Origin of the sequence: Clostridium sp. UBA5119 (assembly GCF_002414285.1) — a bacterium.
In the GTDB taxonomy this organism is placed as follows: domain Bacteria; phylum Bacillota; class Clostridia; order Clostridiales; family Clostridiaceae; genus Clostridium_J; species Clostridium_J sulfidigenes.
This window is the reverse complement of record NZ_DHYX01000056.1, coordinates 62,281-77,128: the sequence shown is the minus strand read 5'-3', so window position 1 is coordinate 77,128 and position 14,848 is coordinate 62,281. Positions and strand designations below refer to the sequence as shown.

Annotated in this window: 13 protein-coding genes and 2 pseudogenes; 14 read left to right on the top strand and 1 reads right to left on the bottom strand. The window is 29.5% G+C overall.

The genetic code is table 11. The features are described 5' to 3' along the window. From B2671_RS09445 to B2671_RS09380, 14 genes and pseudogenes are all read left to right on the top strand, one after another. Positions 1 to 278, top strand: a 278-nt coding sequence (locus tag B2671_RS09445; protein WP_346870192.1) for a cupin domain-containing protein, incomplete at its 5' end; no start/stop codon positions are given. A gap of 64 nt (positions 279 to 342) precedes the next feature. Beyond that, positions 343 to 1,392 (top strand): annotated as a pseudogene (potA, locus tag B2671_RS09440) (spermidine/putrescine ABC transporter ATP-binding protein). A 1-nt stretch (position 1,393) separates the two neighbouring features. Beyond that, the gene (locus B2671_RS09435; protein ID WP_346870191.1) at positions 1,394 to 2,227 is read left to right on the top strand and encodes an ABC transporter permease; all 834 of its coding nucleotides are present in this window, start codon (positions 1,394 to 1,396) and stop codon (positions 2,225 to 2,227) included. Then, entirely contained in the window at positions 2,221 to 3,003 is a 783-nt protein-coding gene (locus tag B2671_RS09430; RefSeq protein WP_346870190.1) for an ABC transporter permease, read from the top strand. The genes B2671_RS09435 and B2671_RS09430 overlap by 7 nt, the downstream gene beginning before the upstream one ends. Before the next feature lie 4 nt (positions 3,004 to 3,007). Further along, positions 3,008 to 4,057: an ABC transporter substrate-binding protein gene (locus tag B2671_RS09425; protein ID WP_346870189.1), complete on the top strand. Its 1,050-nt coding sequence runs from the start codon at positions 3,008 to 3,010 to the stop codon at positions 4,055 to 4,057. 185 nt (positions 4,058 to 4,242) lie between these two features. Beyond that, positions 4,243 to 5,670, top strand: a complete 1,428-nt coding sequence (locus B2671_RS09420; RefSeq protein ID WP_346870188.1) for a potassium/proton antiporter — start codon at positions 4,243 to 4,245, stop codon at positions 5,668 to 5,670. Between the two features lie 90 nt (positions 5,671 to 5,760). Then, a complete protein-coding gene (locus B2671_RS09415) occupies positions 5,761 to 6,243 on the top strand; it encodes a flavodoxin family protein (RefSeq protein WP_346870187.1) in 483 nt (160 codons plus the stop codon). Between the two features lie 231 nt (positions 6,244 to 6,474). Continuing rightward, positions 6,475 to 7,590: a glycine cleavage system aminomethyltransferase GcvT gene (gcvT, locus tag B2671_RS09410; RefSeq protein ID WP_346870186.1), complete on the top strand. Its 1,116-nt coding sequence runs from the start codon at positions 6,475 to 6,477 to the stop codon at positions 7,588 to 7,590. Between the two features lie 2 nt (positions 7,591 to 7,592). Continuing rightward, positions 7,593 to 7,988: a glycine cleavage system protein GcvH gene (gcvH, locus tag B2671_RS09405; RefSeq protein WP_346870185.1), complete on the top strand. Its 396-nt coding sequence runs from the start codon at positions 7,593 to 7,595 to the stop codon at positions 7,986 to 7,988. A 1-nt stretch (position 7,989) separates the two neighbouring features. Further along, positions 7,990 to 9,330 carry an aminomethyl-transferring glycine dehydrogenase subunit GcvPA gene (gene gcvPA, locus B2671_RS09400; protein WP_346870184.1) on the top strand — a complete coding sequence of 447 codons (1,341 nt, stop codon included), beginning with the start codon at positions 7,990 to 7,992 and terminating at the stop codon, positions 9,328 to 9,330. Further along, positions 9,330 to 10,784, top strand: coding sequence for an aminomethyl-transferring glycine dehydrogenase subunit GcvPB (gcvPB, locus tag B2671_RS09395; protein WP_346870183.1), 1,455 nt, complete (start codon positions 9,330 to 9,332; stop codon positions 10,782 to 10,784). The genes gcvPA and gcvPB overlap by 1 nt, the downstream gene beginning before the upstream one ends. Positions 10,785 to 10,943: 159 nt before the next feature. Next, positions 10,944 to 12,323, top strand: coding sequence for a dihydrolipoyl dehydrogenase (gene lpdA, locus B2671_RS09390; protein ID WP_346870182.1), 1,380 nt, complete (start codon positions 10,944 to 10,946; stop codon positions 12,321 to 12,323). A gap of 53 nt (positions 12,324 to 12,376) precedes the next feature. Beyond that, complete coding sequence (locus B2671_RS09385; RefSeq protein ID WP_346870181.1) at positions 12,377 to 13,360, top strand: lipoate--protein ligase; 984 nt, start codon at positions 12,377 to 12,379, stop codon at positions 13,358 to 13,360. A gap of 161 nt (positions 13,361 to 13,521) precedes the next feature. Continuing rightward, positions 13,522 to 13,899 carry a PH domain-containing protein gene (locus B2671_RS09380; RefSeq protein WP_346870180.1) on the top strand — a complete coding sequence of 126 codons (378 nt, stop codon included), beginning with the start codon at positions 13,522 to 13,524 and terminating at the stop codon, positions 13,897 to 13,899. 170 nt (positions 13,900 to 14,069) lie between these two features. On the opposite strand, the pseudogene B2671_RS09375 reads toward B2671_RS09380, so the two are convergent. Then, positions 14,070 to 14,760: pseudogene (locus B2671_RS09375) on the bottom strand (YjjG family noncanonical pyrimidine nucleotidase). Positions 14,761 to 14,848: the final 88 nt, after the last annotated feature.

The window sequence follows — 14,848 nt, the reverse complement described above, 5'->3', positions numbered from 1 at the left end:
GATTAAAGTGGCTCGTACCAGATGCTCAAAAAAATCAGATGGAGCCTATAATGCTCACATTAGAACCAAATGGGAAATACAAAGAAGAAACTCCTCATGAGGGAGAGGAATTTGGACTTGTGCTTCATGGTATTGTAAACCTGCATTTAGGAGATAAGGTATATAAAATACGTAAGGGAGAAAGCTTTTATTTTAAGCCGAAGTCTAATCATTACATTTCAAATACAGGAAAAACTGAGGCAACAGTAATATGGGTAAGTACACCACCGTCATTTTAAGTAGACAGATTTAATAAGGTGACACAAAGAGTATAATTAGCATTATGTTATAAAAGAGGTGTTTATGTTGGGTGATAATATAATTGAAATTAAAGGTATATCTAAAACCTTTGAAGACAACAAAGTTTTAGACAATATAACTTTAGGGATAAAAAAGAATGAGTTTATAACATTACTTGGTCCAAGTGGTTGTGGTAAAACTACTACATTAAAAATCTTAGCAGGCTTTGAAACTTGCGATGAAGGTTAAGTTATATTTGAAGATAAGAAAATCAATGACTTACCTCCATATGAAAGACAAATTAATACAGTGTTTCAAAAATACGCACTATTTCCTCACATGAATGTATATGAAAACATAGCTTTTGGATTAAAAATAAAGAAACTTTCTAAAAGCGAAATTGATAAAAAAGTAAATGAAGTTTTGAAATTAGTAGATCTTAAGGGCTTTGAAAAAAGAAAAATTGAATCTCTAAGTGGTGGTCAGCAACAAAGAGTAGCTATAGCAAGAGCTATTGTTAATGAACCAAAGGTATTACTTCTTGATGAGCCTTTAGGTGCTCTTGACTTAAAGCTTAGAAAAGAAATGCAAATAGAGCTTAAAAGAATACAAAAGCAATTGGGAATTACTTTTGTATTTGTAACTCACGATCAAGAAGAAGCACTAACTATGTCTGATACTGTGGTAGTAATGAACAAGGGAGTGATTCAACAAATGGGTACTCCAGAAGATATATATAATGAACCTGAGAATAAGTTTGTAGCTAGGTTTATAGGAGAAAGCAATATTACAGACGGAATAATGTTAGAAGACTTTAAGGTTAAATTCTGTGGACGTATATTTGAATGTGTTGATAAAGGCTTTGATAAAGATGAAGATATAGATGTAGTAATAAGACCAGAGGATATAAAAATAGTAAATAAAGAAGAAGGAAACTTAAAAGGGATAGTAAAATCTTCTGTGTTTAAAGGAGTTCACTATGAATTAGAAGTAGAGGAAGAGAGTATGAACTTTATTCTTCATAATACTAAAAACTTTTCTATAGGTACAAAAATAGGAATGGATATTTATCCAGAAGATATTCACATAATGAAAAAGTCAGGAGAAGCGTAGAATGAAAAAGAAATCATATTTAGCTTATCCTTATGTATTATGGAGTTCCTTGTTTATAATAGTACCTCTTCTTCTAATAGTATTTTTTAGCTTTACAGAAAAAGTGAGTGGGAGCTATCAATTCTCTATAAATAATTTTAAAAGATTAATGGATCCTTTATATATAAAGGTATTTACAAGATCTATTAGCTTAGCCTTACAATCAACAATTTTATGTTTAGTAATGGGATATCCCATTGCTTATATGATATCAAGAAAACCAGAACATAAACGTGGAATGCTTATAATGTTATTTATTCTTCCAATGTGGATGAATTTCTTGCTTAGAACCTATGCATGGCTTGCAATTCTAGGAAAGAATGGTTTGCTTAATAACTTACTTAATATCATTGGGCTAAACTCAGTAGATATATTATATACAAATAGTGCAGTACTTCTTGGCATGGTATATAACTTTCTTCCATTTATGGTACTACCAATATATACATCTCTATTAAAGATGGATCAAGATTTAGTTAATGCTGCTTATGATTTGGGAGCTGGAAAAATTACAGCTTTTATGAAGATAATTTTTCCATTAAGTATACCAGGAGTTATCTCAGGAATAACTATGGTATTTATGCCAGCGGTATCTACCTTTGTAATCTCGCAACTTTTAGGTGGTGGAAAGCACATGCTCATAGGTAATTTAATTGAGCAGCAGTTTACTTCTGTTGGAGATTGGAACTTTGGTTCTGCAATATCTATCCTTATGATGATATTAATTTTATTAGCTATGGGATTAACCTCTAAGTTTTCAGATGATGAAAAAGGAGGAGGTAGAGTATTATGGTAAAAGCAAAAAAAATATTTTCTAATATATATTTGATTTTAATATTTATATTTTTATATGCTCCTATTTTTGCTCTAGCACTATTTTCTTTTAATGATTCAAAATCTATGGCAAGATGGCAAGGGTTTACTTTTAAGTGGTATCAGCAATTGTTTCATAATGATAGAATAATTTCAGCTTTAATAACTACTGTAGTAGTAGCAATATTGGCATCTGCAATAGCTACAGTCATAGGAACAATAAGTGCTATAGGAATAGACAGAATGAGAGGGCCTAAAAAGGCAATGCTTCTCAATATAAACTATCTACCTGTATTAAATCCTGATATAGTAACAGCAATAGGTCTTATGATACTTTTTATATTTTTTAATATAAAGTTAGGGTTTTTAACTATGTTACTTGCACACATAACCTTTAATATACCATATGTAGTTTTATCTGTATTGCCAAAGTTAAAACAGCTTCCAGATAATGTAGAAGAAGCTGCTATGGATTTAGGTGCAAAACCTATGTATACCCTTAGAAAGGTGATACTTCCACAGATAAAACCAGGTATAATTTCAGGCTTTTTAATTGCCTTTACTATGTCTATAGATGACTTTATTATAAGCTTTTTTAACACTGGAAATGGAGTAACTAACTTATCAATTGAGGTTTATTCTATGGCAAAGAGAGGTATTAAACCAGAGATTAATGCACTGACTACATTAATGTTTATAACAGTATTAATACTATTATTATTATCTAACAGAAAGCAAGCAATGGTAGGGAAGGAGTAATAAGATGAAAAGATTAAAGAAAATTATAGCTCTAGTATGTACAGGGGTAATGGTTACAGCTATGCTTACAGGTTGTGGGACAAAATCTTCTGATGATGTTTTAAATATTTATAACGTAGGAGATTATATAGATGAATCTCTAATAGAAAAATTTGAAGAAGAAACTGGTATAAAGGTAGTATATGAAACCTACGATACCAATGAAATCATGTATCAAAAGATAAAGAGTGGTGGATCAAAATATGATTTAATAGTTCCATCAGATTATATGATTGAAAAGATGAAGGATGAGAAATTAATCCAGAAGATAGATTATTCTAATATTCCTAACTATAAAAATATAGATGAAAGCTTTAAAAAGCCTAGCTATGATGAAAATGATGAATATAGTGTACCTTATTTCTGGGGAACTTTTGGTATTTTGTATAACAAAAATATGGTAAGTGATCCTGTAGATAGTTGGGACATTTTATGGAATGAGAAATACTCTGGAGAAATCCTAATGCTTGATTCAGTTAGAGATACTATGGCTATTGCCTTAATGAAGTTAGGATATTCTCAAAATAGCATAAATGAAAAAGAACTAGATAAAGCTAAGGCTGAATTAATAGCTCAAAGGCCTTTAGTTCGTGCTTATGTTAATGATGAAGGTAAAGATAGACTTTTAGGAGAAGAAGCTGCTATGGGAATAGTTTATTCTGGAGATGCAGTAACTCTTATGGACCAAAATGAAAATCTAGCTTATGGAATTCCTAAAACAGGTACCAATAAATGGGTAGACGCACTATGCATACCAACAGATGCGGAAAATAAAGATTATGCAGAGAAATTTATAAACTTTATGTTAGAGCCGGAAAATGCTGTCCAAAACATAGATTATATAGGGTATTCTACACCAAATAAAGCAGCTCTTGAAATGCTTTCACAAGACGTTAAGTCTAACCCAGTAGCTTATCCAGATAAGACTCTTCTTGATAAATGTGAATCATTCATAGACCTTGGTGACAACATTAAGCTTTATGATGAAAGATGGATTGAAATAAAATCTAAATAGTATAAAAATAGTAGCTAACCTATTTATGGTAAGCTACTATTTTTTATATCATAATGAAGATTCATTAAAAATTTTGTTAAATTTAATAGATTTTACACAAATATAATTTGATTAGTAAGGAACTTTTATGTATCNNGAAATTAAAAAAATTAATTATAATAAACAATATAAATTAAGGAGGTAATATGCTTGAGTTAATGATTATATGTGGATTAGTATTACTAATTTGCATAACATCCAGTAAAGTATTATATAAGTTTGGTGTACCAATGCTACTTATATTCATCATTTTAGGAATGTTATTTGGCTCAGATGGTGTAGTAGGAATATATTTTGATAATTATGAGCTTACAAGAGAATTATGTTCCTTTGGTTTGGTATTTATAATGTTCTATGGTGGGTTTGGTACCAATTGGAAAGAAGCTAAACCTGTTGCAAGAGAATCCATTTTAATGTCTACATTTGGGGTAATAATCACATCAGGATTGACAGGATTATTCTGTTATTTTGTCCTTAAAACAAGTCTTTTAGAAGGGTTGCTAATAGGCTCTATAGTTGGGTCTACAGATGCAGCATCAGTATTTTCTATATTACGTTCACAGAAATTAAACTTAAAAGGAGAAATTGCATCTATACTAGAGGTTGAAAGTGGAAGTAATGACCCTATTGCATATATGCTAACATTAATAGTCTTAACATTAATGAATAATGGGGGTATCAGCTCAATAGTACCTATAGTAATTGGACAAATAATTTTTGGTATATTAATTGGAGTGATATTATCTAAACTTACGGTTTATATAATGAGAAATGCAAATTTTGAAGTAGATGGATTTTATACAATATTTATAACGGCAATTGCTATTTTATCTTATGCATTAAGTGAATGGGTAGGGGGTAATGGATATTTAAGTGTTTATATAGCTGGTATTATTATTGGAAATAGCAAAATTCCACACAAGAGAAGCTTAGTTCATTTCTTTGATGGAGTATCGTGGATAATGCAAATTATGCTATTTTTTGTATTAGGTTTATTAGCATTTCCTTCTGAATTACCAAGTGTTATAGGAAGCTCTATATTAATATCAATATTTATGATAATAATTGCACGTCCAATCGCAACCTTTGGTGTTTTAAGTTGGTTTAAGATACCATTTAAACAACAGTTGTTTGTTTCTTGGGTAGGATTAAGAGGAGCAGCTTCAATTGTTTTTGCAATATATGCAATAACATCAGGGATACCATTAGAAAATGATATATTTCATATAATATTTTTTATAGCTTTATTATCAGTAGCTATTCAAGGAACATTAATTCCTAAAGTAGCTAGAAAGTTAGATTTAGTAGATGATACAAAAACAGTATTAAAAACATTTACCGACTATCAAGAAGATAGGTCTACAACATTAATAGAGTATAATGTTGACTCTAACAGTAGTTGGAAAGAAAAGACTATAATGGAGGCGGATATTCCAGAGGAGATACTTATTGTAATGATAAAAAGAGATATTGAAATAATAGTTCCAAAAGGTTCTACACTAATTAAGCAAGGTGATATATTAGTTTTAAGTGGAAATAATATAGAATATTTATTAGAAAAAAATATTGGTTAATAAATTTTGTGAAAAGTGGCTATGAAATATTTTAGCCACTTTAAATGTTTATAACTTAACAGAACGAATATTTTAGTAAGGAGTGAAAAAATGAAGAGTTTAATAGTTTTTTATTCATTAGAAGGTCATACCAAGCTTATTGCAAATATTATTAGAGATGAATTGGGATGTGACATCTTAGAATTGAAACCAGAAAAAGAAATTCCTAAAAGAGGATTTCGAAAGTTTTTATGGGGTGGAAAGAGTGTAATATTTAAGGAAAAACCAAAGTTAAAAAACAAAAATCCTGACTTAAAGGAATATGATACCATATTTATTGGAACACCTATTTGGGCTAGCAGTTATGCACCACCAGTAAATACTTTTATTATTGACAATGAAATAAAGGGGAAAAATATTTTAATTTTTGCTTCTCATGCTGGTGGCGGTGCAGAAAAGTGTTTTAAAAAATTACAAGGTATTTTAAAAGAAAATAATATAATTGGAACAGTTGATTTTGTAGATTCTAGCGATGAAAAAGAAAAGCGGAAAAAAGTGAAAAACTGGTTATCTAACAGTGAAGTATTCAAGTGATTTCACTGAGCTTATCAATGTTTATGAGATGGTTAAATAAAAGTCATAATTATATTTATGACTTTTATTTTATTACTTAAAATAATATAAAGTTTACGATTAGTATAAATATTAAAAAGTTATGAATTATTTTATTCTTAAATATTGTATTTTGAGTAAAATATTGCATATAAATAAATTAGAGTTATAATAGACTTGTATACATTATTTTTAATTTAAGGAGGGAGTTAATTGGACAATTTAAAAGTTACTCCTTTAAGAGGAGAATATGAGAAGGATGGTGGAAAAATTGTAGAGTTTGCTGGGTATGAATTACCTACTCAATTTAAGGGAATTCTACATGAACATGAAACCGTAAGAGAAAGAGCAGGTTTGTTTGATGTTTCTCATATGGGTGAAGTACTAGTAAAGGGAAGGGATGCTGAAAAATTTGTTAACTATCTTTTAACAAATGATGTAAAAACACTGAAAAATGGAGATGTTATATACAGTTTCATGTGTTATCCTAATGGTGGTGTTGTAGATGACTTACTAGCGTATAAATTTTCAGAAGATTATTATTATTTAGTTGTAAATGCAAGCAATAAAGAAAAAGACTTTAAATGGATGTTAGATAACAAAGATAATTTTGAGGTAACCATTGAAGATATTTCTGATAGTATTGCTCAATTGGCACTTCAAGGGCCAAAAGCTCAAGAGGTATTACAGAAATTAACACAACTTAATTTATCAGAGATAGGATTTTTCCAGTTTAAAGATGATATAGACATATGTAATAAAAAAGTTTTAATTTCAAGAACAGGATACACTGGTGAAGATGGCTTTGAAATATATGCAAAACCGGAGGATGTAGTAGTCTTGTGGAGAGAAATACTTATAGCAGGAGAAAATGAAGGGGTTGAACCTATTGGACTTGGTGCTAGAGATACACTAAGATTTGAAGCTACACTTCCATTGTATGGAAATGAAATGGATGAAACTATAACTCCATTAGAAATGGGTTTTGGATTTTTTGTGAAACTTAATAAAGAAAATTTTATTGGTAAAGATGTTTTAATAAAACAAAAGGAAAATGGAGTAACCAGAAAATTAGTAGGATATGAATTGCTAGATAGAGGTATAGGAAGACATGGTTATATAGTAATTAAGGATAATAAAGAAATAGGACATGTAACCACTGGGTATATGTCTCCTACCTTAAATAAAACAATAGGATTTGCTTTAGTTGATGCTAAATACGCAGCATTGGGTACAGAAATCTTTATAAAAGTTAGAAATAAAGAGTTAAAGGCAATAGTTGTCAATAAAAAGTTTTATAGCAAAAAACTCAAAAATAAGGAGGATTAATCATGTTAGTATTGGAAAATTTATTATATACAAAGAATCATGAATGGATAAGAGTAGAGGAAGATAAGGCTTATATAGGAGTTACAGATTGTGCACAAAAATTATTAGGGGATATAGTTTTTGTAGATTTACCATCAGAAGATGATAAGTTTTCTAAGGGAGAAGCTTTTTCAACAATTGAATCTGTTAAAGCTGCTGAAGATATTTTCATTCCTGCAAGTGGTAGTGTACTACAAGTTAATGAAGAATTAACTGATAATCCTATTCTAGTAAATGAAAATGCATATGATGCTTGGATGATTTGTGTAGAGTTGTCAAATAAAGATGAATTAAAAAATTTATTAAAAGCTGAAGAGTATGAAGAGTTATGTAAAGACTTATGTAAAGAAGGTGAATAATATGTTTCCTTATATTCCTATTACAGAAAGAGAAAAAAATCAAATGCTTGATTTTATTTCCGTAAAATCAATAGAGGATTTATTTAAAGATATTCCGGATAATTTAAAATTAAATAGAGAATTAAACATTGATAAAGGTTTATCTGAATTAGAAGTTGAGAAAATCATGACTAACTTAGCTAATAAAAATAAATCTATAGAAGATTTAATTTGTTTTTTAGGTGCAGGCATGTATGATCATTATATTCCTTCTGTATGTAAACACTTAACCGGAAGAACAGAATTTTATACAGCTTATACTCCATATCAACCTGAAATTAGCCAAGGAACTTTACAAGCAGTTTTTGAGTATCAAACTATGATTTGCAACTTAACAGGTATGGAAGTTTCAAACTCATCTATGTATGATGGAGCTACAGCAGCAGTAGAAGCTTCTGTAATGGCTATAGAAAATACGAAGCGAAATACCATAATAGTTTCAAAAACAGTACATCCGGATACAAGACAAGTTTTAAAAACTTATCTAAAATATAAAGGATACAATTTACTAGAAGTTGATGAAAGTAATGGAGTTACAGATATTGAAAAGGTAAAATCATTATTAAATAAAGATGTAGCAGGAGTTATTATACAAAGTCCGAACTTCCTTGGAATTATAGAAGAAGTAGAAGAACTAGAGAAGGATATCCATTTAAATAAATCTTTATTTATTATGAGTGTGGATCCATTATCTTTAGGTATTTTAAAAAGCCCTGGTGAATTAGGGGCAGATATAGCTATAGGGGATGGTCAAAGTCTTGGTGCTAATATTAACTTTGGAGGACCGGGTCTAGGATTTCTAAATACTACTAAAAAGCTTATGAGAAAAATGCCAGGTAGAATTGTTGGAGAAACTGATGATAGTCATGGTAACAAAGGATATGTATTAACCCTTCAAGCAAGAGAACAACATATAAGAAGAGAAAAAGCTACCTCTAATATATGTTCTGACCAAACATTGATGGCAATAGGTGCTGCTGTATATATGGCTACCATAGGAAAAGAAGGTATAAAAGAAATAGGAGCTCAATGCATCAAAAAGTCTCACTATGCTTTTAATCAATTAATAGAGAGTGGTAAATATAAGCCTTTATTCAATAAACCATTTTTTAAAGAGTTTGCAGTAAAATCTGATACTTGCCTATGTGAAATAAATAACAAATTATTAGATAATAATATTTTAGGTGGATATATATTAGAAGAAGATTACCCTCAATATAAGAATTCTATGCTGCTTTGTGTAACAGAAAAAAGATCAAAGGATGAAATAGACAAATTAGTTAAAGTGATGGAGGAGATATAATGAAAAGTTATAATAAAGTTATCTTTGAACTATCATGTGAGGGTAAAGTAGGTTATAGGCTTCCACAAATAGATGTAAAGGATATAAATATAGAGTCTGTTATACCTAAAAATATGTTAAGAGAAGAGGATGCATATCTTCCACAAGTAAGTGAAGTTGATGTAGTTAGGCATTATACTGCTCTTTCTAATAAAAACTACTGTGTAGATAAGGGGTTTTATCCTCTAGGTTCTTGTACTATGAAATATAATCCTAAAATTAATGAAGATGTGGCTATGTTTTCTGGTTTTAGTAAAATTCATCCGAAAGAATCATCAGAAAATGTACAAGGTGCCTTAGAACTTATCTATGACCTTTCCTTAAAGTTATGTGAAATTACAGGTATGGATGATTTTACATTGCAACCAGCTGCTGGAGCTCATGGTGAATTCACAGGACTTTTATTAATAAAAGCATATCATGAAAATAGAAATGACTTTAAACGTAAAAAAATAATAGTTCCTGACTCAGCTCATGGTACAAATCCTGCAAGTGCAAAAGTAGCAGGTTTTGAAATAGTTGAAATTAAATCTGATAAGGATGGATTGATTTCAATAGAAGAACTTAAAAAAGTTTTAAATGATGAAATAGCGGGACTGATGCTTACAAATCCAAATACTTTAGGTTTGTTTGAGAAAAATATAGAGGATATAAGTAAGTTGGTTCATGAAGCAGGCGGACTTTTATACTATGATGGAGCAAACTTAAATGCTATTATGGGAAAAGCTCGTCCTGGTGATATGGGATTTGATGTGTGTCATTTAAATCTTCATAAAACATTTTCAACACCACATGGTGGTGGTGGTCCAGGAGCAGGTCCAGTAGGCGTATGTGGTAAACTTTCTAAGTTTCTTCCGGTTCCAATTATAAAAAAGGAAGAAGAGAAGTTTGTATTTGATTATGATAGACCTGATTCTATTGGAAAAGTAAGAAGTTTTTATGGGAATTTTGGAGTGTTAGTTAGAGCCTATACCTATATACTAACTATGGGAAGAGAAGGACTGAAAGCTGCTTCAGAGAATGCTGTATTAAATGCAAATTATATAAAAGAAGCCTTGAAAGATTATTATAAGGTAGCTATAGATGAGGTATGTAAGCATGAAGTTATCTTTGCGGGTTTAAAAGATAACCCAAATCATATATCAACTTTAGATGTAGCTAAAAGATTGATTGACTATGGTGTACATCCACCAACAGTTTATTTTCCTTTAATAGTTGAAGATGCTCTTATGATAGAACCAACTGAAAGTGAAAGTTTAGAGTCAATAAATGAGTTTGTTGAAGTTATGAAGATAATAGCTATAGAAGCTAAGGAGAATCCAGAAGTTTTACATGAAGCTCCTCAAAATGCCTTAGTAAGAAGGTTAGATCAAGTTAAAGCAGCCAGAATACCAATCTTAAAGTGGAGTAAGTAACTTTTTAAGAATTAAATTTTATAGGCATTAATATAATAATGTCAAAGATTATATTAATGCCTTTTTATACAGATTTGTTAAAATTTTAACTAAAATAAGCTTGTATATAAAGTTAACATAGTAATTCATACAGAACATATTAAGACGAGGAGTGTAGTTATGAAAGATATAATTGTAATAGGTGGAGGACCTGGTGGTTATGTGGCTGCCATTAGAGCAGCGCAATTAGGAGCAAAAGTGTGTCTTATAGAAAAAGAAAGTTTAGGTGGGACATGTTTAAATTATGGGTGTATTCCAACTAAAACCATATATAGATCTGCAGAACTTTTTAATAACTTAAGGCATATTGAAGACTTTGGTATTAAAGCATATAATCCTGAAATAGATGTAGATAAAATTCAAGAAAGAAAAGGAAGCATTATAAAAACTTTAGTAACTGGAATAGAATCTCTTTTAAAGGGAAATAATGTAGAACTTATAAGAGGTAAAGCTACATTAATTGATAAAAATACTGTAATAGTATGCAACGAAGAAGAAATAACTATTAAAGGCAAAAATGTAATTATAGCTACTGGATCTCAAGCTGAAATCCCATACATTGAAGGAGTATATGATAGTAAAAATATTATAACAAGCACTGAACTTTTAGATTTTAATCATATACCTAAATCCTTAGTAGTTATAGGTGGTGGAGTAATTGGAATGGAGTTTGCCAGCATTTTTAATGCTATGGGAAGTAAAGTTACAGTAATAGTTGCGAGAAATTCTATACTATACGATATAGATAAAGATATTTCAAAGAGATATTCAGCCATGGCAAAAAAGTCTGGAATAGAGATTCTTACTTCAACTAAAGTTATGAGTTTTAGAGAGGCTGAAGAAATAGTTATACAATGTCAGGGTAAGAAAGGTGACTTTGAAGTAAGAGGAGAGAAAGTACTTCTTGCAAAGGGAAGAAAACCTAATTTTGAAGGTATTGATGTAGATAGATTAGAAATAGACACATATAAAAAAGGCATAGTGGTTGACGAAAATTATGAAACTTCTTTAAAGGGTGTATATGCTGTTGGGGATGTTAATGGGATTTCACTTCTTGCTCATGCAGCTTCTCATCAAGGGGTAGAAACTGTGGAACATATATTATTAAATAAACCTTGTCATAAAGCAGTGATTCCTTCTTGTATTTTTACTTTCCCTGAAATAGCAGTAGTAGGAATTACAGAAGAAGAAGCTAAAGAAAAGGGAATAAACTATAAAAAAAATAAATTCTTGTTTGGTGCCAATGGAAAAGCTTTAGCTTTAGGTGAAGGTGAAGGTTTGGTAAAAGTTATAAGTGATGAAAATAATGTGATTCTAGGTGTGCACATTCTTGGACCCCATGGGTCAGATCTAATACTAGAAGGCACTATAATGGTTGAAAAGAAAATGACGGTATCAGAGCTTAAAGAAGTGGTTCATAGTCATCCAACGTTAGGCGAGGCACTACATGAAGCTGTCTTAGGATTAAATAAAGAAGCTATACACAGTATAAATAAGTAACTACTATTTTTAAAATATGCATTATATTATATTCAAAATAAAAAGGAGAAAAAATGAGATATATTGATAATAATTGCACAGATCCTTATTTTAATTTAGCTCTAGAGGAGTATTTATTAAGAGAAGTGAATGGTGAATATTTTGTGCTTTGGAGAGATGAACCTTGTATAGTGGTTGGAAAAAATCAAAATACTTTATCAGAGATTAATGAGGAATATATTAAAAAGCATGATATAAAAGTTGTAAGGAGACAAAGTGGAGGCGGAGCTGTTTTTCATGATCTTGGGAATCTAAACTTTACATTTATAGTTGAGGATGATGGAAAAAAGTTTAATGATTTTAAGACCTTTGTTATTCCAATCATAGGTGTATTAAATGAATTAGGAGTAAAGGCAGAGTTTTCAGGGAGAAATGATCTTTTAATAGATGGTAAAAAGTTTTCTGGAAATGCTCAATGTAAATATAAAAATAGAGTAATGCATCATGGGACTTTATTATTTTCTTCTGACATAGTTAACTTAAGTGATGCTTTAATTTCTAAACCCATAAAATTTTCAGATAAAGCAGTTAAATCTGTATCTAGTAGAATTACAAATATTAGTGAACATTTACAGGAATCCTTTAGTGTTATAGATTTTAAAAATAAAATATTTGAGTATATCGGTAAAGAAGAAAAAGATAAGGTTATAACTACTTTAGATAATGAGGAAATTGAAGAGGTTAAAAATTTAGTCAAAACTAAATATGAAACTTGGCAGTGGAATTTTGGACAGTCGCCCAAATATAATTTTTATAATGAGAAAAAATTATCTATTGGTACTATAGAGTTAAGTATTGATGTTGAAAAGGGTATAATGCAGCACATAAAAATTTTTGGAGATTTCTTTGGAGAAGGAAATATTGAAAATATTGAAAAAGCGCTTATAGGTAAAAAGCATAATACTGAAGAAATTCACAGCGTAATAGATAATATTAATATGAAAAAATATTTTGGCAACATAAAAAAAGAAGATTTTATCGAATTGTTTTTTTTATAAAATTGTTTAAATTAAGTGATAGATTTTAATTACAGTATATATAAAGGAAATATAAGGACACATAAAAACATATTTAAGGGAAGATAAACTATATAAAAGTATTTACTAATATTTGTTATTTAGGGTATAATTAAATTAATTTTATAAAGGGAGTGGTGGTCATGGGATTATTTAGTAGTGTAATAGGAAATGCGTCAGAGGTGGATATCAATAAAATCAAGGAAGACTATATGAAATTATTAGGTTCTAATGAACAAATGGAAAAAGCATACAAGCTAGTAAGAGATATGATTATATTTACAAACAAAAGATTAATTATTATTGATAAGCAAGGGGTTACTGGTAAAAAGGTAGAGTATCATTCAGTACCATATAGAGCAATTACTAATTTCAAAGTGGAAACATCAGGACATTTTGATTTAGATGCAGAACTTAAAATATTTGTTTCAGGAATGAGCATGCCTATAGAAAAGACCTTTAGCAGTAGTTGTAACATTTATGAAGTACAATCAATATTAGCAGAATATTGTAGTAGATAGTATAAACATAAGAGTGCATGATAGTGAGTATTAGAAGCTAAGATTAAAGTTAAAGAAAAAATAGTTTGAATATGTAAAAGTGGATTCTTGGTGAATCCACTTTTTGCATATGCTGTTAAAATAAATATATAAATTTTATATTGTTAGCTAAGAATTAATATTATCTATTTTTAAACTATATTCTTAAGTTCCATAAGATTAGTAATCTCATATGTAGGTTTTATAGCACCTTTGTTTATAATCTTATTAGAATTAAACCAGCAGGTATCTATACCAAAATTTATTCCACCTTGTATATCTGAAGTTAAGCTATCTCCTACCATTAATACTTTTGTTTTATCAGTATGATTTATATTTTTTAAAGCATGCTGAAATATTTTTGGATCCGGCTTAGATACTTCAATCTCATCAGATATTACTACATCCTCAAAATATTTTCCTATAACAGATTTTCTTATTCTATTATCTTGGACATCTTTAAGACCATTAGTAATTATAATAAGTCTATAGTCTAANNACTTTATGTAGACTTTCTATAAGAGCTATACTATCATCGTATAAAAATGATGCGTAGGATAAATGTTTTACATATGATTTTGCAAATTTAACTTCATCAAATTTAATATTTAATTTACTTAATAATCTTTTAAATCTTTCAATATTCAAATTCCTCTGAATGATAAGTCCTTTTTCAAAATCTTTCCATATAAGTGTATTTATATCCTTATATACTTTTAAATGATAATTTTCATCATACTCTATGCCAAACTCAATCATAGTATTTTTAAGAGCATATTTCTCGGATTTTTTGAAATCAAATAAGGTTTCATCTGCATCAAATATTATAACTTCGTAATTCATAATAAACCTCCATCTATACTTTACATCCTCTAATTCATAAGTTACCATATTGATATATATAGCTATAGGACATATGTCATGATAAGGA

Coding starts and splice junctions, on each gene's coding strand:
- B2671_RS09430 (WP_346870190.1), top strand. CDS start 2,221: ATGGTAAAAGCAAAAAAAATATTTTCTAATATATATTTGATTTTAATA.
- B2671_RS09385 (WP_346870181.1), top strand. CDS start 12,377: ATGAGATATATTGATAATAATTGCACAGATCCTTATTTTAATTTAGCT.
- B2671_RS09435 (WP_346870191.1), top strand. CDS start 1,394: ATGAAAAAGAAATCATATTTAGCTTATCCTTATGTATTATGGAGTTCC.
- B2671_RS09415 (WP_346870187.1), top strand. CDS start 5,761: ATGAAGAGTTTAATAGTTTTTTATTCATTAGAAGGTCATACCAAGCTT.
- B2671_RS09420 (WP_346870188.1), top strand. CDS start 4,243: ATGCTTGAGTTAATGATTATATGTGGATTAGTATTACTAATTTGCATA.
- gcvPA (WP_346870184.1), top strand. CDS start 7,990: ATGTTTCCTTATATTCCTATTACAGAAAGAGAAAAAAATCAAATGCTT.
- B2671_RS09380 (WP_346870180.1), top strand. CDS start 13,522: ATGGGATTATTTAGTAGTGTAATAGGAAATGCGTCAGAGGTGGATATC.
- gcvPB (WP_346870183.1), top strand. CDS start 9,330: ATGAAAAGTTATAATAAAGTTATCTTTGAACTATCATGTGAGGGTAAA.
- gcvH (WP_346870185.1), top strand. CDS start 7,593: ATGTTAGTATTGGAAAATTTATTATATACAAAGAATCATGAATGGATA.
- B2671_RS09425 (WP_346870189.1), top strand. CDS start 3,008: ATGAAAAGATTAAAGAAAATTATAGCTCTAGTATGTACAGGGGTAATG.
- lpdA (WP_346870182.1), top strand. CDS start 10,944: ATGAAAGATATAATTGTAATAGGTGGAGGACCTGGTGGTTATGTGGCT.